This window comes from Nocardia sp. NPDC051787 (genome assembly GCF_040681325.1).
In the GTDB taxonomy this organism is placed as follows: domain Bacteria; phylum Actinomycetota; class Actinomycetes; order Mycobacteriales; family Mycobacteriaceae; genus Nocardia.
Genome location: NZ_JBFAYO010000004.1, coordinates 63,061 through 79,141 on the forward strand (window position 1 = coordinate 63,061; position 16,081 = coordinate 79,141).

Here is a 16,081-nt window from a genome sequence, read left to right on the forward strand (position 1 = left end):
ATCGCTTCCGTCAGTAGCCGCAACCGGTGAGCATGCCCCCGTCGACGACGAATTCGCTCCCGGTGCAGTAGCTGGCGGCGTCCGACGCCAGGAACACCGCCACATGGGAGACCTCCACGGGCTGCCCCCAGCGCGGAATCGGCAGGCTCGCGAAGAACTCGTCGCCGTCGACGCCGGACGCTCCGGCCACCCCCGCGGTCATGGGCGTGGCGATGCCGCCCGGATGCAGCGAATTGACCCGGATGCCCACGTGCCCCAGCTCGCGAGCGGCCGACTTGGTGATGCCGCGAATCGCGAACTTGCTCGCGCTGTATGCGGATAGACCGGCGGCGCCGACGAAGCCTTCCACGGAGGAAACGTTGACCACCGATCCGCCGCCGGTCTCGGCGAGCACGGGCGCGGCGGTTTTGATGCCGAGCCAGGTGCCGGTCACGTTCACATTCATGATCGTGGTGAAGTCGTCCAGGCCCATCTCGGCGATCGGAACGAATCGCAGGATGCCCGCGTTGTTCACCACCGCGTCGAGCCACCCGTAGTGGGTGACCGCCGCGGACACCGCGGCAGACCAATCGGCCGCACTGGTCACGTCGTGGTGCACATATCGTGCGGCCGCACCGAGTTCGGCGGCCAGCGCCATCCCTTCGTGATCGAGCACGTCGCCGAACACCACTCGCGCGCCCTCGGCGACGAACCGCCGCACGTGCTCGGCGCCCATACCGCGCGCTCCGCCGGTGACCAGCGCCACCTTGCCGTCGAGTTGTCCCACCGATTCCCGTCCTCTCTGACCGTCGTTTGGCACCGACGCTAAGACGGCCATCGGCGCCCGGCACGGGACGGTCCCGGCCAGCGGGACCAGCTCCTGACGTAGACGCTTCCAGCGGTCATATTTCGATTAGGCATACAAGTTCCATCCGTCCGGCGCCGGACGAGCCACCCGACGAAACCACCACACGCCCTGGACCGGGCGATGCGAGAAGGAGACCGGATGAAGTTCTCGATGATCTTCGAGGCCCAGATGGCCGACCCGTCGCGCGAGCACGAGCACCAAGTGCTGCGCGACTGCGTCGAGCAGGCCGTGCTGGCCGACCAGATGGGGTTCGACACCGTCTGGGCGGTCGAACACCACGGCCTGAAGTGGTACGCGCACATGAGCGCCCCGGAAGTCTTCCTGACCTGGGTGGCCGCCAAGACCGAGCGGATCCGCATCGGGCACGGCGTGGTGTGCATGCCGTTCAACTTCAACCACCCGGTGCGGGCGGCCGAACGCGCCGCGATGCTCGACGTGCTGTCCGGTGGCCGGCTGAATCTCGGCGCGGGCCGCGGCGCGACTCCGGTCGAGACCTCCATGTGCGGTGTAGACCCCGAGCGCACCTACCAGGAGGTCGAGGAATCGCTGCGGATGATCGGCAAGGCGTGGCAGGACCCGGAAGCCGAATTCGAATACCACGGCGAGCTGCTCCAGGTCTCGCCGCATTCGCTGCTGCCGCGACCGGAGCAGCTGCCGCATCCGCCGCTGTTCATGGCCTGCACCAAGAAGGACACCCTGAAGATGGCCGCCGACTATGGCATCGGCGCGCTGGTCTTGGGTTTCGCGGGGGTGGAAGAGATCGCGGAACTGCGCCGCACCTATGACGAGGCGATCGCCGCCCGCACCGGTGAGCGTTTCGTGTCGAGCGTCGTGAACGATCACTTCGCGGCGCTGTGCCCGACCATCGTCCTCGACGACCGGGAGAAAGCCCAGCAGATCGGCGCCCGCGGGCAGCGCTTCTTCGCCCAGTCCATCAAGCACTACTACGGTGCGGGCCCTGCCCCCGACGAGGCCGTCGATCCGAACGTGGACGAGGTCGCCGCGATCAGACAGGCCGCCGACGACCACGTGGCCTACCTGCACGAGGCCAAGATCCCGGTGAAAGCCGGTGCCACCTCGGTCTTCAATGTCGAGCACGCCTACGGCAGCCCCGAGGACGCCATCGCCTACGTCGAACGTCTGCAAGCCGCGGGCGCCGACGAGATTCTCTGCCTCATTCAGATGGGCACGGTGCCGCAGGACGCCTGCCTGGAGACCATCCGGCACTGGGGCGAGAAGGTCATCCCCCACTTCCGCAACAGCTGATCCGGCGAAACATCAAGGAACACCATGGTTGACCTGAATGGAAAAGTCGCGCTGATCACCGGCGCCGCCCGGGGACAGGGCGCTGCCGAAGCGCGGTTGTTCGTCGAGCGCGGCGCCCGTGTGGTGATCACCGACGTTCTGGCGCCCGAAGGCGAGGAGCTGGCCGAAACCCTCGGCGATGCGGCACGTTTCGTCCGGCACGATGTCAGCCGCGGTGACGACTGGGAGGCCGCCGTCGCCACGGCGGTCTCGGCTTTCGGCAGGCTGGACGTCCTGGTGAACAACGCCGCCATCTACACCGCCCGGCCGCTCACCGAGACCTCGCCCGAGGAACTCGAGCGGATCCTGCGCGTGAACCTGATCGGCCCATTCCGCGGCATCCAGGCGGTTGCCGGGCCGATGACGCAGGCGGGCGGCGGCTCGATCGTCAACATCTCCTCGCAGGCGGGCCTCGAAGGACTCATGGGTCACGCCGCCTACGGCTCCTCGAAATGGGGACTACGGGGTCTGACCAAAACGGCGGCCCTCGAGCTGGGCCCGGCCGGAATCCGGTTCAACTCGGTACACCCGGGCCCGATCGCGACCCCGATGGTCCCGTACCTGACCACCGGTCCGGGCAGTTTCCCGACTTTGCCGCTGCAGCGCACCGGCGTGCCGGAGGAGGTCGCCGAACTGGTCGCGTTCCTGGCCTCGGACGCCTCGGCCTACATCACCGGCGCCGAGGTGGCGATCGACGGCGGCCTGGCAGCGGGCAAGTTCCTGCCGCCGGAAGCCCACCAATAGCCGAAGGAGCGAGGTCCGATGCCGCTGACACCTCGGGCAAAGGTGATCGTCGATGCCGCGAGTGCCGCGTTTCCCGAACTGGGCACCGCGGTGCTCGATGCCGCCGAGGCGCGGCGGCTACTCGCAGACCGTCCTGCTCCCGCTGTCGAGCCGATTCCCGTCGCGGAGGTACGGGAGCGGTGGATTCCCGGACCGCCGGGCGCACCGGAGGTCCGGGTCCGGATCTATCGGCCCGCCGGCGCTGCCACCCCGGCACCGGTCGTGGTCTTCTGCCACGGCGGTGGATTCGTGATCTGCAGCCTCGACAGCCACGACCAGTTCTGCCGGGCCATGGCCAACGGAACGGACGCGATCGTCGTGTCGGTGGACTACCGGCAAGCTCCCGAACACCGGTTCCCCGCGGCTGCCGAAGACGCGTACGCGGCACTGCGCTGGGTCGCCGACCACGCCGAATCCCTGGGCGGCGATCCCGACTGTCTGGTCGTGGCCGGGGACAGCGCGGGCGGCAACCTCGCCGCCGTCATGGCGCTGATGGCACGCGATCGGGGCGGGCCGCGGATCGCCCGGCAACTGCTGCTGTATCCCATGCTGGACCCGGCCTGCGCCACCGAGTCCTACCGCGAGAACGCCGAGGGCTACTTCACCACCGCCGCGCATTTGCGGTGGTACTGGAGCCAGTACCTGGACTCGCACGACGGCACCGACCCGTACGCGAACCCGCTGTGCGCCGACTTGTCCGGGCTGCCGCCTGCCCACATCGTGACCGCCGAGTTCGACCCGTTGCGCGACGAAGGCGAATGCTACGGGCAGCGCATGAGGCAAGCCGGTGTCGCTGTCGAAATCCGCCGCTACGACGGTATGTTCCACGGCTTCATGAGCATGGCCGGCGATCTGCCCGAGGCCGTGCGAGCGAACACCGCCGCCTTCTCGGTCGTACGCGCCGCGCACGCCGAGCGCCGCCCCTGAAGCCGTCACCACGGAACCGTTACGGAGACCAATGACAATCCAGCGGATCGGCTCCGCCTACCCCACCGACGACCTGCCCGCCGCCGTAGCGCTGTTGTCCGCCGTCTTCGGCGCCGAACCGACCGTCGTCGACGGCGACCGCTGGGCGCAGTTCGACACCAACGGCGTCCGCGTCATGCTCGCGGACACCGACCGCGATGACGACACCCCCTTCCTCGCGATCAAGGTCGACGACCTGGATGCGACTCTGGATCGTCTGCGCGCCAAGGGTTTCGAGATAGGACAACCGGCCATCGGACCGCATGAGCGCCGCGCGGTCCTGCGGCCGACCCCCGGTTCGCCGTGGCATATCGCCATCTACGAACCCCTCGAGATCTGAGCCTTTCGGCGACGATCGTTTCAGGTCGCGCGGCGGGCGCGGGCGCGCCGTTTGCCCTCGTGCATCGCCTGCACCCGGGCCACCGGAATGGTGTGGCCCTCGGCGACGAGATCCGCCGGAAGTCGTTGCGGGGCGGGCATGGCCGTGGCCCACGGGTCCGCGTCCGCGAGAAGGTCCGGCGCCGTGTGCAGGGTGAAGTCCGCGGGCGCCACATCATCGAGGTCCGACCACGCGAGCGGGAACGATACCGAGGTGCCGGGACGTATGCGGGGACTGTAAGCCGCGACAACTGTCGCACCGCCGGCGCGGGTCGAGTCGAGGAACACCTTGCCCTCGCGATCGTCCCTGATGAACGCGGTGGTGGCGAGGCCGGGATCGATGCGCTCGGCTCGGGCCGCGATCGCGCGAGTGGCCGCGGCGGCGTCCTCGACATCGATCCCCGGAACCACCGGCACGAACACATGTAATCCCCTGGAACCGCTCGTCTTCACCGCTCCGGACAGCCCTTCCGCAGTCAGCGCTTCCTGGATCAACCGGGCACCTGCTACGGCGTCGGCGAAAGTCTGTCCCGGTGAGGGATCGAGATCGAGCACAAGATGTGTAGGTTCCGGTGCGGATTCCGCGAGGAACAGGGTCGGGTGGTATTCGACCGCCCGCTGATTACCGAACCAGATCAGGGTCCGCAGGTCGTCACAGAGCGCGTAGGTGATCTCCCGCCGCGAACTCGCCGCCCAGACCTTCGTCCGCGCCACCCACTCCGGCGTGTACTTCGGGAGGTTTTTCTGTGTGAACGGCTCCTGTCCCGGCCGCACCCGTACCACCGAAAGCGGCCGTCCGCGCAGCACTCCAAGCAACCGTTCCCCGGCGAACTCCAGATAGTCCACCAGATCCCGTTTGCTCGCCTCGGCCTCGCCGAACAACGGCTGATCGAGATTGGACAGTTCGACCCCGTGACGCGGCTCGCCTCCCGCCATCGCTCCACCCTCCCCCACCACCGGGCGCCGGTCAATCACCGGAGGTGGCGAACTGGATTCCCACTGGTTCTCGCACATTCACGCAAATTGCGATGCCCGAACGGAGTACGCGACACCGTTATGGCCTAGTCTCCGACCTCGGTTCGATCGCGGCGCGGGCCCAGCGCGCACTGCATGCGCTCGACGAGTTGCTGGCCGCGCTGTCGACCCACAACGGCCCCCACACACCCACCCTCGATACCACCGAGCGGGTCAGCGAGGCCTTCGACCGTGAACTGCTCTACCTGACCGCGGTATTCGACACCTTCGGCCGATTGTTTCGACGGCTGCACGACGGCAGGGCGCCGAAGAGGAACGAACCCAAGACCCTGTACTCCCCGGCCCTGATCACCAGCCACGTCGTCGATAAATACGCCGCTGGTGAGATCGTGGACCGGATCGTCGAGCACCGCAGCTACGCCCACATCACCGCGACACTGCGCAACTACATCCACGAGGCCGTACTGCCGACCGGGCCGGTACCCAGCCGTGGATACGGCAGCGCCACCACCATCGCGGTCAACCTCGACCTGCTCGACGATGTGGAACTCACCCAGCAACAAGCCGACCAACTCGGCGTCTGGAAAGCCAGCACCGCGATCCTGTCGGCCGAAACGACGACCGTCGGCGACCTGGCCACCTTCGCTGTGACCTTGATGACCACGGCACTCGACTACGTCAACACCGTGATCGAACTGATCTTGTTCCACCACCCAATCGCCGCCACCGCAGACACCCACCCCTTGCTCGGATTCGCACCACAAGAGCTCCACATACCCGAGCCGCGCCCGGACGAATTGCCCATCCGCAGCTACTTCGGCTGGTAACCGGAGATCTCTCATAAGTCATGGGAGCGACGCCCGACCCGGGCCCGGTAGCGTCCAGGGCTACCGAAGGAGATCGAACATGACTGGTGGGCGCAACGGATTCCTGCTGCTCGGTGGTGCGGCGTCGGTCGGGGCGGGTGCGTTGCACCTGTTCGCCGCGGGACTGCATACCGAGCACGCCACCCTCGCCCGGCTGATGGTCGTGCTCGCGGCAGCACAATGCGCGGTCGGGCTGCCGGCTTCGGTGGGCACGCGAAAGGCCATGCCGGTCATGGTGATCGGGGTGAACCTCGTCGCGGTGGTGATCTGGGGTTATACCCGGTTCGCGGGGCTGCCGTGGCCCGACGCCCTCGGCGCGGCGGAAGCGCCGCAGTTCCTCGACAGCACCTGCGCGGCACTGGGGGTGCTCGCGATTGCCGGTGCGACCGTCGTCCTGGCGCATCCTGGCGCGTCATTGCCCACGGCATCGACCGCGACCGCCGCTGGTCTGGCCGGCGCCCTCGCCGTCGCGGCGATGCTCGGCGGCGCCGGACATGTGCACAGCCACGACGAGGGCGACCACACCCATGCCGCCGGCGGCGACCACACCGACCACGGGACCGACGCCGCATGGCCGCGGCCGTGGGATCCGGCGACCCAGATCGACGTGTCCCGCGTGCCCGGCGTGACCGCCGCGCAGGAGCAGCGCGCGACCGCTCTGATTCGCAGCACCCTCGACCAGCTGCCCGCGTTCGCCGACGTCGGTTCCATCGGCACACTGGGCTTTCGCTCCATCGGCGACTCGGCCACCGGTTACGAGCACTACGTCAACACCGGCTACATTCGCGACGACCGATTCCTCGACGCCACCCACCCGGAGTCGCTGGTCTACCGGGTCGACGGCGCCGATCGGACCCTGGTCTCGGCGATGTACATCGCCAAAGGCAAGAAGATCGACGACAGCGAGCTGGTGGACTACGGCGGGTCGCTGATGCAATGGCACGTCCACGACAACCTCTGCTGGAAGGCCGGTGCCGACGGTCCCCAGGTCGCCGGTGTCACCGACGCCCAGGGCAACTGCCCGCTCAACTCGATCAACCCTGGCGCGGGCAATCCGATGGTCCATGTCTGGATCACCGCCAACCAGTGCGGACCGTTCGCGGCCCTGGAAGGCCACGGCGCAGGGCAGGCGGCCACCACCGTGGACAGCCGCCGCACCGATACCTGCTCCCACGATCACACTGGCGGGCACCGCTGAGCGGCCCCGCGCCCTGGCGTGAACTCGCGTGCAGCCGGTTCCACCCGAAAAGTCCAGCGCTGCTGCGGAACTCACTAGTGGGTGCGCCCGTTAGTACAACAACCACCGGTGCGGTGATGTGCGCGGGAAATTCGCGCCCACCCGTCATGGCGCGTTCCCTCCGGCGCGTCGGTCACCACCCTGGTCGATCGTGTCTGGCCAGCGCTATCGCGGCCGCTTCCCCCGCACCGCCAGCGCCGAACGCCCCATGACCGGCGCCCGAACCATGCCGTCTCATCCCCGGGTCGGGGTAGTCGGTCATGGCATTGGCCGAGCATCGATCTGCCGGGTCCCGGCGTTCTCGTCGGTACTGTTTGACGGCTCATAGCGTCACAGCAGCTCGATGAATTCCGTACCTGCCAGTTCGTCGCTCGCGGTGTCCTTGAGTGCGACACCGGAGCGGCCGAGCCTGCGTGCCCCCGCCACCAGCGCGGTGGTGATGGCCGCAGCCCGGCGGTAATCGAGTCCTCCGGGTGGGTGGATGTTGGAGATGCAGTTGCGGTCGGCATCGGTGCGGCCCGGTTGCGGCAGGTGGGTGAGGTAGATGCCGAGGCTGTCGGCGACCGAGAGACCGGGCCGCTCGCCGATCAGCATGATCAGGGTCCGCACGCCGAGGGCCGCGCCGATGTGGTCGCCCAGCGCGACCCGTGCCTGCACGGCCAGCACCGGCGGGGCGAGGCTGTAGTGCGGCCGCAATTCGTCGGCCAGGGCCTGCAGCAGGCCTTGGCCGTGTTCGTCGAGTGCGCGCGGGGACAGCCCATCGGCCATGACGATGCCAACATCGGCGCCGCTATGGGACAGCGGTGACAGGTCGGCCGGGGTGCGGCCCAGATCGGGTCGGCGCAGATATTCGCCGCGGTCGCTCGCGTTGCTGCGCACGACGGCGGGGGCGCCGAGGCCGAGACCCGTGATCCGCTCGGCGAACGAGGCGACGTCGAACGGCAGGTGCACGGCGTCGCGGGCGCCGGCGTGCGCGGCGCTGAACTCCAGCACCCGCTTGGTGGGCAAGGCGTTACCGGTGCGACCCAGCCCGATCCTGGCCTGGGTCGTACGACGCAGCGGAGCCCACACGTCCTGCGGGGAGTCGGCGGATTTGTCGATCTCCAATGGAACCTCCTGGTCAGCGAGCGGTGAGGGCGAGTAGCGGCGAGACGGCCGCATCAACCGGCAGAATGCGGCCTGAGTCGTCGGCCATCCCGAGCCCGTGCAACCAGGTCTCGAACTCGGGTGCGGCCCGCAGCCCCAGCACCTGGCGCACGTACAGCGCGTCATGGAATGACAAGCTCTGATAGCCGAGCATGACGTCGTCGGCGCCGGGAACCGCGATGACGAACGCACACCCCGCCGTGCCCAACAGGGTGAGCAGCGTGTCCATATCGTCCTGATCGGCCTCAGCGTGATTGGTGTAGCAGACGTCCACACCCATCGGCAGGCCGAGCAACTTTCCACAGAAGTGGTCCTCGAGCCCTGCCCGGATGATCTGCTTGCCGTCGTAGAGGTACTCAGGGCCGATGAACCCGACGACGGTGTTCACCAGTAGCGGGTCGAGCACGCGGGCCACCGCGTAGGCCCGCGCCTCCAGCGTCTGCTGATCCACCGGCAGCCCGCCGGTGCCCAGGTGGGCACCGGCCGACAGCGCCGACCCTTGACCGGTTTCCAGATACATCACGTTGTCACCGACCGTGCCCCGGCCCAGCGACCGGGCCGCCTCGTTCGCCTCGGCCAGCATCGGCAGAGTGACACCGAAGCTCGCGTTGGCGCCCTCGGTGCCCGCGATTGACTGGAACATCAGATCGACCGGGACGTTCTTGTCGATCAATTCCATCGTCGTCGTCACGTGCGAGAGCACGCAGGACTGCATCGGGATGCCGAAGCGGGTGCGGATGTCGTCGAGCTGATACAGCAGATCCGCTGTCGCCCTGGGCGAATCGGTGGCGGGATTGATGCCGATGACCGCGTCGCCGCAGCCCATGAGCAGCCCGTCGAGGGTCGCGGCGGCGATGCCGCGCGGGTCGTCGGTGGGATGGTTGGGTTGCAGACGAGTGGCTATGCGGCCGGGCAGGCCGATGGTCGTGCGGAACGCCGAGGTCACCGTCGTCGCTTTGGCGACCGCGATCAGATCCTGGTTGCGCATGATCTTCGAGACGGCCGCCACCATCTCCGGCGTCAGACCCGCGGCGATTCCCGAGAGGGTGACCGCGGCGTCGGGGGCCGCCGCGGTGGCCAGTAGCCAGTCGCGCAAGTCGCCGACGGTGAGATGCGCGATCGGTGCGAAGGCCGCCCGGTCGTGTCCGTCGATGATCAGCCGAGTCACTGCGTCGGTCTCATACGGCACCACCTGTTCGTCGAGAAACACGCTCAGCGACAGGTCGGCCAGCACCCAGGAGGCGGCGGCGCGTTCGGCGTCGGACTCTGCCGCGCAGCCGGCGAGCTGGTCGCCGGAGCGCAGCGGTGTCGCCTTGGCCATCACCTCCACGAGCGACCCGAAACTGTAGTTCCGGCCGGAGACGCTCTGGTGGTGGGTCATTCGAGTTCCTTCTCGGCGCGGGCCAGCACCGCGAACTCCTCGTCGGGCGAGTTGGCAACCAGCCGGTGGCGGCTGAAGAGACCGAAGTAGGCCAGGAAGGCAGCGAACACCGCCAGGCAGCACAGTGCGGCCATGGTGTCGACCAGGAAGGTGGCGACCACCGCGAATGTGGCGACGACCAGGGCGAAACCGGTGGTGACGATGCCGCCCGGGGTGCGGTAGGGCCGCGGCATCTCCGGCTCGCGGCGGCGCAGCAGAATATGGCTGGCCATCATCAGCACATAGCTGAGCGCAGCGCCGAACACGGCCATGTTCAGCAGCATGGCGCCGCGGCCGGTGAAGGTGAGCCCGAAACCGATCACGCCGGGCACGATCAGCGCGAGGACCGGAGCCTTACGAGAGTTGGTGACCGACAGCGACGTCGGCAGGTATCCGGCCCGCGAGAGTGCGAACAGCTGGCGGGAGTAGGCGTAGATGATGGAGAAGAAGCTGGCGATCAGACCGGCCAGGCCGATGTAGTTGACCACCGTGGCCGCCCCGCTGTCGCCGAGGGCCTGGACCAGCGGGTTGCCCGAGGACTGCATGGCCTCGGCCCCGCCCGCGCCGGTCGTGAGCACCAGCACGAGCGCGCAGGCCACGAGCAGCACGCCCATCGCCGCGACGATGCCGCGCGGGACATTGCGTTCGGGATCCTTCGTTTCCTCCGCTGCCAGCGGCACGCCCTCCACCGCGAGGAAGAACCAGATCGCGAACGGGATCGCCGCCCAAATGCCGAGATAGCCATGCGGAAGCACGCTCGAGGCGCCCGCGGCGTCGGAGACCGGGATGTTCGTCAGGTTGGCCAGATCGAACTTGCCGATCGCGGCGACGACGAACACGACCAGGCCGACGAGCGCGACCGCGGCGATCACGAACATCACCTTCAACGCCTCACCGACACCGCTGAGGTGGATGCCGATGAATACCGCGTAGACCGCCAGATACACCCACCAGCCGTCCTGGATGCCGAACAGCCCGAGTGACTCCACATAGGCGCCGATGAACGTGGCGATCGCGGCCGGCGCGATGGCATATTCGATGAGAATGGCGCTGCCGGTGGCGAATCCGCCCCACGGGCCGAGTGCGCGCCGCGCGAAGGTGTACCCGCCGCCGGCGGCGGGCAGCGCCGAGCTCATTTCGGCCATGCCGAGCACCATCGCCAGATACATGGCGGCGATGATCACCGTAGCGATGGCCAGGCCGCCGAAGCCGCCTTGTTCCAGCCCGAAGTTCCAGCCGGAATAGTCGCCGGAGATCACATAACTCACGCCGAGCCCGGCCAGCAGCATCCAGCCGGCGCTGCCACGCTTCAGCTGGCGTCTAGCCAGGTAATCGCTGGTTTCCTCGTGAGGTTGACTCCCTTGATTCCGGGATTTGTCGGCGTCGAGAACGGACATCTGCGGCTCCATACGGACATCGGAAATTCGGCCGTGAGCAGGGACCGCGGGATTCGACCCGGGAACGGGGTTTGCTCACGTCGGCAAAAGGTACCGAGCGGATATGACGGGTTGCGAACGCTTGTCGAATCTCGCGCGAGAAATCGAGCGGCGGAAATTCCCACCCGGCGTAACGCGCCGGAAACATTTATCGAGTGCGCTTGTGATATTCGTCGATGCGGTGCCGACCGGCGGAGTCGTCCGAAGAGAACGGAGCACAATGCCCGACGCGCAGCAGCGGCAGCTGATCGCCGAGCAGTCACCGGTCCGCGGTCTGGACCGGCGACGGTTGCCGTTCGCGCCCGTGCTGGCTCAGTCGGTGGCCGCCGTCGCGCCCGCCGGTACCGCGGGAGTGACGCCTGCACTCGTGCTCGCGACGTCAGGAGGCGGCGGAGCGCTGGTCGCGTTCGTGTGCGCCGCGGTCCTCACGGTGCTCGTCTCGGCATGCATCCGGCCGATGGCGCAGCGGATGGCGTCGGTGGGCGGGCTCTATACCTACGTCGCGAGGGGGCTCGGGCCGAAAGCTGCGGTGCCAACGGGATGGTCGGCGATCGTCGGCTACGGGGCGGTGTCCATCGCCGGGCTCATCGCCGTCGGCGCCTACCTCGCGCATGTGGCGGCAAGCGTGGGCCTCGTTAGCGAGGTGTCCGCCGTGACGGTGGGTGCGGTCGCGGTGGTGGCGGCGCTGGCCGTGGGCCTGGTCCTCATCCGGGGCATCCGGATGTCGGCGTGGACGACCCTCGGGGTGGAGTGCGTGTCGATCGTGGTCATCGCCGCGGTGCTGCTGGTACTGCTGACGACCCACCACACCGACGCCCCGGTGACTTCGGCGTTCACCTTCGACGGCGACCTGCAACTCCTGACCGTCGGCGTGGTCGTCGCGGTGAGCGCGTTCGTCGGTTTCGAAAGCTCCACGACGCTCAGCGGGGAAGCACAGCAACCATTTCGCTCGATCCCCGGCGCGGTCACCTCGACGCCGAAGCTGTCGGCAGCGATCTACCTCACCGCTGTGCCGATCCTGGCGATCGCGCTACGGCACGCGCCGCCGTCGGTACGCGACAGCTCCACGCCGCTGGTCGAACTGCTCGTCTCCGACGGCTCCCGTGTGCTGGCCGCGTTCCTGGATCTCGGCATCGCCGCATCCTTCTTCGCCTGCACGCTTGCCTCGATGAACGCGCTGGTGCGGGTGCTGTTCTGCATGGGCCGCGAAGGGGTCGCACCGCGCACCTTCGGTCACGTGCACCCACGCTTCCGCACACCCTCGCACGCGGCGCTCGCCGCGCTCGCGGTGGTGGCCGTGGTGCCTGTGGTGGTGCTGGCCGTGGGGGCGACGCCGGAGGACGGGCTGCGCGCGTTCCTCACCCTCAGCGCGTGCGGGTATCTCGGCAGCTATTTCGCCGTGTGCGTATCGGCGCCGGTCTTGTTGCGGCGCATCGGGGAAGGCAGCGCGCGAATATGGGTGCTCGGCGCGCTCACCTCGGCGTTGCTGCTGTTCCTCGCCGGCAATGCGGCGATCTCGACTGTGCGCGACGGCAACAGGGTGATCCTGGTGTACGGCCTCATCATGGTCGCGGCGGCCCTCTACACCGGCTACCTAGCGGTCCTCCGGCCCCGGCGACTGGCCGCGGTCGGCATCTACGACGAGACGCAGCGCTCCGATCTGGCACAGGTGGCCGCGTTCCGATGAGCCCCTTGCGTGATCCCTCCCGGCACCATCCGAGCACTGTCTCCAACTCGCTGCTCATCCTCGAAGCGGTCGCCACGCTTGGACTCGGCGTGGGGGCCAAGGAGATCGCCGCCGCCCTGCACATGCCCGCGGCCACCGCCTACCGACTGCTCAACGCCTTGGTGGCCGAGGAGTACCTGGTGCGCACGTCCGATCTGCGCGGCTTCGGCCTCGGCGCGCGGCTCGACGGGCTGGTCACCGCCGCCGCCCGCCCGAGCATGCCGTTCGCGGCCCGCTCGGCGATCGAAGCGTTCCGCGCGACCGTGCGGTTCGGCGTGCATGTGATCGGGTTCCGCGGGACCACCCTGCATATCATCGACGCCGACCCCGACCATCCGGTGCGGGCCGAGCGTGAACTCGTCCGGCACCCGCACGCCTCCGCGGCAGGCAAACTGCTGCTCACCCACAACCCCGGCGCGCTCGAAGCGCTGCCCGCCCGGCTCCCCCGCCTCACGCCCGCAACCGTGGTCCGCCACACCGCCCTCCACGTCCAGTTGGAGGCGGTGCGCCGCGATGGTGTCGCCACCCAGACCGACGAGCTCCAGGCCGAACTGAGCTGCGTCGCACTGCCGATCATTGATGCGGAGGGTGTGGTGCGCGGCGCTCTGTGCCTGGCGGGGCCTTCCACCCGAACCCCAGCGATCCTGGCGCATGTGGATGCGGCTGCACTGTGCGCAAAAGCGCTTGGGCCGCTGTTGTACTGACCGCCGACGCGATCGGGCCGGTCTGTGGTCCAACGAATCTTCCGCGACTATATCGCAGGCCGAGGCGACAAGGCCATCGCCCACGAACTCAACCGCGAGGACATCCCTGCCCGTCAGCACACCGGCCCGAGCAGAACCCGGCACCGATCCCAAGACGGCTGGCAAGCCAGCACTGCCCACCATCCCCCAACTGACAGAAACCGAGATCCGCAAGCTCATCGACTCCCTCGGCGACATCGCAGCCGTCCTCGCCGCGGGCGCCCAAGCCGACAAAGCGAATCTCCACCAGGCCTTCCACCTCGACATACGGTATCGGCCCCGACAGCAGCTGGGGGCTGTCCAGTTGACCTCGGCCAATCACGCCAGGTGAGCCGATTGTGGCTTTGAAATGGCGAAAGGTGCTCTGAGCTGCGATAATTCGACTTGCTGAGGGTCGAATATCGAGGTTTCAGGAGCACCTTTCTGGTGAGGCAGCCTACGTCGTGGTACCCGTTCGCTGAAAGTTGACGCCGACGGTGCTGGTGTGGTGTCGCAGCCGGGGTCGGTGGCGTTGCTGCGGGCTGCGGCCGCGGTCGGGTTGGATCTGTGGAAGGACATTGCCTCAATTGCGCCGACATGTGAGTCTTTTGAGGCTGCGAGATGAGTTGCGCAGTGCGGGCGGATGAACATTGTGCTGGAATCTCGGGATGAAAGAATCGTCTGGCCGTAAGGCACGTCAGCGGCCGACGATGGCTGACGTGGCAGCCGAAGCCCATGTCTCAGTCAAGACAGTTTCTCGGGTGGTCAATCACGAGCCCGGGGTACGAGTGGACACCGTGGAGCGAGTCAAGGCGGTCATGGACCGCCTCGGCTTTCGCCGATTTAGCGGCTCCCAGCCTGGATCAGCACGCAGCTTGACCATTGCTCTCGTTGTCGAGAATCTGGTTGACCCATTCTATGCGCAGATCGGCGCAGCCGTGGAACGCGAGGCGCGGATCCGCCACCACCATTTGATCACGGCGTCGGCAGAAGGCTCACCCATCCGGGAACGGGGCGTGCTCGAAGATCTCGTTGAACGGCGCGTTGATGGCCTCGTCATCGTTCCGGCCGGCGAGACGCCGAGTATGGATCCGTCCATTGCCGCGAGCGGAATTCCCATCGTCTTTGTTGACCGTCCGGTACGAGGTCAGGCGTCGGACGCTGTCCTCGGCGACAACCGCGGTCGAATTCGCAGTGCAATGGAGCACTTGGTCGCTCACGGCCACCCCCAGATCTGTTTCCTCGGCGACGATCCAGGGTTTGGACCGCGCGGGAGCGCCGCGAGGCGTTCATCACGACACATCGCGCTCTGGACCTTCCAGGCCAACCCCGCGTTCGTATGGGCCCGCATACCACCACCACTGTCTGCAGTATCGGACGAATTCCATTCCGCCGCAGCCGATGCTGCAACGCTTTGCATCCGGAATGCTGGCGCCTGTGGAGGGAGACGCGTGGAAGACAGCTACGAGTGGAACTCTGGTCGAGCGCATTTCCGAGAACAGCTACGGCGTGCATGTGGAGCCCGACAAAATCAGCATCAAAGTCGAGGATGCTGAAGAGGATTGGGCCGCCCCGGACGTCGTGATCGGACGGGCGGACGAGAAATGGATCCAGATCGACAGGCCGTTCGCCAAGGCTGACAAGGTCGATTTCCCGGCCGTACTCACCAAGGTCGGCAGCACGGCCACTATCGGCGGGCTCGTCGTGACCGATGAGCACCTCATGCTGCGACATGCGCTCCTGCTCACCGACGCTCTCGAGCCGGACGACGACTACGACTACGACCTCGAGTATGAGACCCCGTTGGACATGATCGTGAACGCCGCCAGGCGGCTGGGGCGGCAGCTCGCTGGGCACAACGACGACGACTCCTGATAGATACTGTGGCGGCCACGACCAGCCTGGCACCGAATCCGGGCGCCGCGGTCGTCATCCATGCCTGCGAGCTGCTAGGACGTTGCTGGCGGTGGCAGAGGCAATGTGGCTCGCCTGTAATCGTCCTGTCGAGGGGTCGCTACCGGACGCGTTAGTGGGCTGTTCGAAAAGATCCGATCGCGCGTCTACCAAGGCAGGGACAAATTGATGCGCGCAAACCCGCAGCCGTTCCGCGCGACCGCCCAGGTTCCGGCACCGCCACCCAACCCGCCGCCGGTCCGTCCGGTCACGGTCTGGAGCATGACCGATCCCGCCACTATCGACCCAGCCTCGACGCAATCCTGACGCCAGCCCCGAACTCGACTCCTTCGCCAGCGGCGTCCGCACGTTCGCCACGAT

Annotated in this window: 16 protein-coding genes; 11 read left to right on the forward strand and 5 right to left on the reverse strand. The window is 67.6% G+C overall.

Going from position 1 to position 16,081, the window contains the following annotated elements; translation table 11 throughout:
- Window positions 1-10: 10 nt before the first annotated feature.
- Window positions 11-766 carry a glucose 1-dehydrogenase gene (locus tag AB0M45_RS05500; RefSeq protein ID WP_364323233.1) on the reverse strand — a complete coding sequence of 252 codons (756 nt, stop codon included), beginning with the start codon at window positions 764-766 and terminating at the stop codon, window positions 11-13.
- Window positions 767-985: 219 nt separating this feature from the next.
- On the opposite strand from AB0M45_RS05500, the gene AB0M45_RS05505 reads away from it, so the two are divergent.
- The 4 genes from AB0M45_RS05505 to AB0M45_RS05520 are packed head-to-tail and all read left to right on the forward strand — an operon-like array spanning window position 986 to window position 4,241.
- Window positions 986-2,113: an LLM class flavin-dependent oxidoreductase gene (locus AB0M45_RS05505; RefSeq protein WP_364323235.1), complete on the forward strand. Its 1,128-nt coding sequence runs from the start codon at window positions 986-988 to the stop codon at window positions 2,111-2,113.
- 24 nt (window positions 2,114-2,137) lie between these two features.
- Window positions 2,138-2,896 carry a glucose 1-dehydrogenase gene (locus AB0M45_RS05510; RefSeq protein WP_364323237.1) on the forward strand — a complete coding sequence of 253 codons (759 nt, stop codon included), beginning with the start codon at window positions 2,138-2,140 and terminating at the stop codon, window positions 2,894-2,896.
- A gap of 18 nt (window positions 2,897-2,914) precedes the next feature.
- Window positions 2,915-3,862, forward strand: coding sequence for an alpha/beta hydrolase (locus tag AB0M45_RS05515; RefSeq protein WP_364323239.1), 948 nt, complete (start codon window positions 2,915-2,917; stop codon window positions 3,860-3,862).
- A gap of 31 nt (window positions 3,863-3,893) precedes the next feature.
- Complete coding sequence (locus tag AB0M45_RS05520; protein WP_364323241.1) at window positions 3,894-4,241, forward strand: VOC family protein; 348 nt, start codon at window positions 3,894-3,896, stop codon at window positions 4,239-4,241.
- 20 nt (window positions 4,242-4,261) lie between these two features.
- Here AB0M45_RS05520 and AB0M45_RS05525 read toward each other — a convergent pair whose 3' ends face one another.
- On the reverse strand, window positions 4,262-5,215 hold the full coding sequence (locus AB0M45_RS05525; RefSeq protein WP_364323243.1) for an ATP-dependent DNA ligase: 954 nt from the start codon (window positions 5,213-5,215) through the stop codon (window positions 4,262-4,264).
- Window positions 5,216-5,307: 92 nt separating this feature from the next.
- On the opposite strand from AB0M45_RS05525, the gene AB0M45_RS05530 reads away from it, so the two are divergent.
- Both AB0M45_RS05530 and AB0M45_RS05535 read left to right on the forward strand, forming a co-directional pair.
- On the forward strand, window positions 5,308-6,081 hold the full coding sequence (locus AB0M45_RS05530; protein WP_364323245.1) for a hypothetical protein: 774 nt from the start codon (window positions 5,308-5,310) through the stop codon (window positions 6,079-6,081).
- Window positions 6,082-6,160: 79 nt separating this feature from the next.
- Window positions 6,161-7,318 (forward strand): hypothetical protein, encoded by a 1,158-nt coding sequence (locus AB0M45_RS05535; protein ID WP_364323247.1) that lies wholly within the window; start codon window positions 6,161-6,163, stop codon window positions 7,316-7,318.
- 369 nt (window positions 7,319-7,687) lie between these two features.
- On the opposite strand, the gene eutC is transcribed toward AB0M45_RS05535, so the two are convergent.
- The 3 genes from eutC to eat are packed head-to-tail and all read right to left on the reverse strand — an operon-like array spanning window position 7,688 to window position 11,320.
- Window positions 7,688-8,464, reverse strand: a complete 777-nt coding sequence (eutC, locus tag AB0M45_RS05540) for an ethanolamine ammonia-lyase subunit EutC (RefSeq protein WP_364323249.1) — start codon at window positions 8,462-8,464, stop codon at window positions 7,688-7,690.
- Window positions 8,465-8,477: 13 nt separating this feature from the next.
- Entirely contained in the window at window positions 8,478-9,884 is a 1,407-nt protein-coding gene (locus tag AB0M45_RS05545; RefSeq protein ID WP_364323251.1) for an ethanolamine ammonia-lyase subunit EutB, read from the reverse strand.
- Entirely contained in the window at window positions 9,881-11,320 is a 1,440-nt protein-coding gene (eat, locus tag AB0M45_RS05550; RefSeq protein ID WP_364323253.1) for an ethanolamine permease, read from the reverse strand. Before eat ends, AB0M45_RS05545 begins: the two co-directional genes overlap by 4 nt.
- 259 nt (window positions 11,321-11,579) lie before the next feature.
- Between eat and AB0M45_RS05555 the strand changes: the two genes are divergently transcribed.
- From AB0M45_RS05555 to AB0M45_RS05575, 5 genes are all read left to right on the forward strand, one after another.
- Window positions 11,580-13,046, forward strand: a complete 1,467-nt coding sequence (locus AB0M45_RS05555; protein WP_364323255.1) for an APC family permease — start codon at window positions 11,580-11,582, stop codon at window positions 13,044-13,046.
- Window positions 13,043-13,789, forward strand: coding sequence for an IclR family transcriptional regulator C-terminal domain-containing protein (locus tag AB0M45_RS05560; RefSeq protein ID WP_195068117.1), 747 nt, complete (start codon window positions 13,043-13,045; stop codon window positions 13,787-13,789). The genes AB0M45_RS05555 and AB0M45_RS05560 overlap by 4 nt, the downstream gene beginning before the upstream one ends.
- A 24-nt stretch (window positions 13,790-13,813) precedes the next feature.
- On the forward strand, window positions 13,814-14,176 hold the full coding sequence (locus AB0M45_RS05565; protein WP_364323258.1) for a recombinase family protein: 363 nt from the start codon (window positions 13,814-13,816) through the stop codon (window positions 14,174-14,176).
- A 341-nt stretch (window positions 14,177-14,517) separates the two neighbouring features.
- Window positions 14,518-15,363, forward strand: coding sequence for a LacI family DNA-binding transcriptional regulator (locus AB0M45_RS05570; RefSeq protein ID WP_364323661.1), 846 nt, complete (start codon window positions 14,518-14,520; stop codon window positions 15,361-15,363).
- Complete coding sequence (locus AB0M45_RS05575) at window positions 15,245-15,682, forward strand: hypothetical protein (protein ID WP_364323691.1); 438 nt, start codon at window positions 15,245-15,247, stop codon at window positions 15,680-15,682. The genes AB0M45_RS05570 and AB0M45_RS05575 overlap by 119 nt, the downstream gene beginning before the upstream one ends.
- The last annotated feature ends 399 nt before the right edge of the window (window positions 15,683-16,081 follow it).

Bases quoted from the DNA above. Each gene is read 5' to 3' on its own strand.
- AB0M45_RS05510 (WP_364323237.1), top strand. From the start codon at position 2,138: ATGGTTGACCTGAATGGAAAAGTCGCGCTGATCACCGGCGCCGCCCGG.
- AB0M45_RS05530 (WP_364323245.1), top strand. From the start codon at position 5,308: ATGCCCGAACGGAGTACGCGACACCGTTATGGCCTAGTCTCCGACCTC.
- AB0M45_RS05560 (WP_195068117.1), top strand. From the start codon at position 13,043: ATGAGCCCCTTGCGTGATCCCTCCCGGCACCATCCGAGCACTGTCTCC.
- AB0M45_RS05520 (WP_364323241.1), top strand. From the start codon at position 3,894: ATGACAATCCAGCGGATCGGCTCCGCCTACCCCACCGACGACCTGCCC.
- AB0M45_RS05545 (WP_364323251.1), bottom strand. From the start codon at position 9,884: ATGACCCACCACCAGAGCGTCTCCGGCCGGAACTACAGTTTCGGGTCG.
- AB0M45_RS05505 (WP_364323235.1), top strand. From the start codon at position 986: ATGAAGTTCTCGATGATCTTCGAGGCCCAGATGGCCGACCCGTCGCGC.
- eat (WP_364323253.1), bottom strand. From the start codon at position 11,320: ATGTCCGTTCTCGACGCCGACAAATCCCGGAATCAAGGGAGTCAACCT.
- AB0M45_RS05515 (WP_364323239.1), top strand. From the start codon at position 2,915: ATGCCGCTGACACCTCGGGCAAAGGTGATCGTCGATGCCGCGAGTGCC.
- AB0M45_RS05570 (WP_364323661.1), top strand. From the start codon at position 14,518: ATGGCTGACGTGGCAGCCGAAGCCCATGTCTCAGTCAAGACAGTTTCT.
- AB0M45_RS05555 (WP_364323255.1), top strand. From the start codon at position 11,580: ATGCCCGACGCGCAGCAGCGGCAGCTGATCGCCGAGCAGTCACCGGTC.
- AB0M45_RS05525 (WP_364323243.1), bottom strand. From the start codon at position 5,215: ATGGCGGGAGGCGAGCCGCGTCACGGGGTCGAACTGTCCAATCTCGAT.
- AB0M45_RS05535 (WP_364323247.1), top strand. From the start codon at position 6,161: ATGACTGGTGGGCGCAACGGATTCCTGCTGCTCGGTGGTGCGGCGTCG.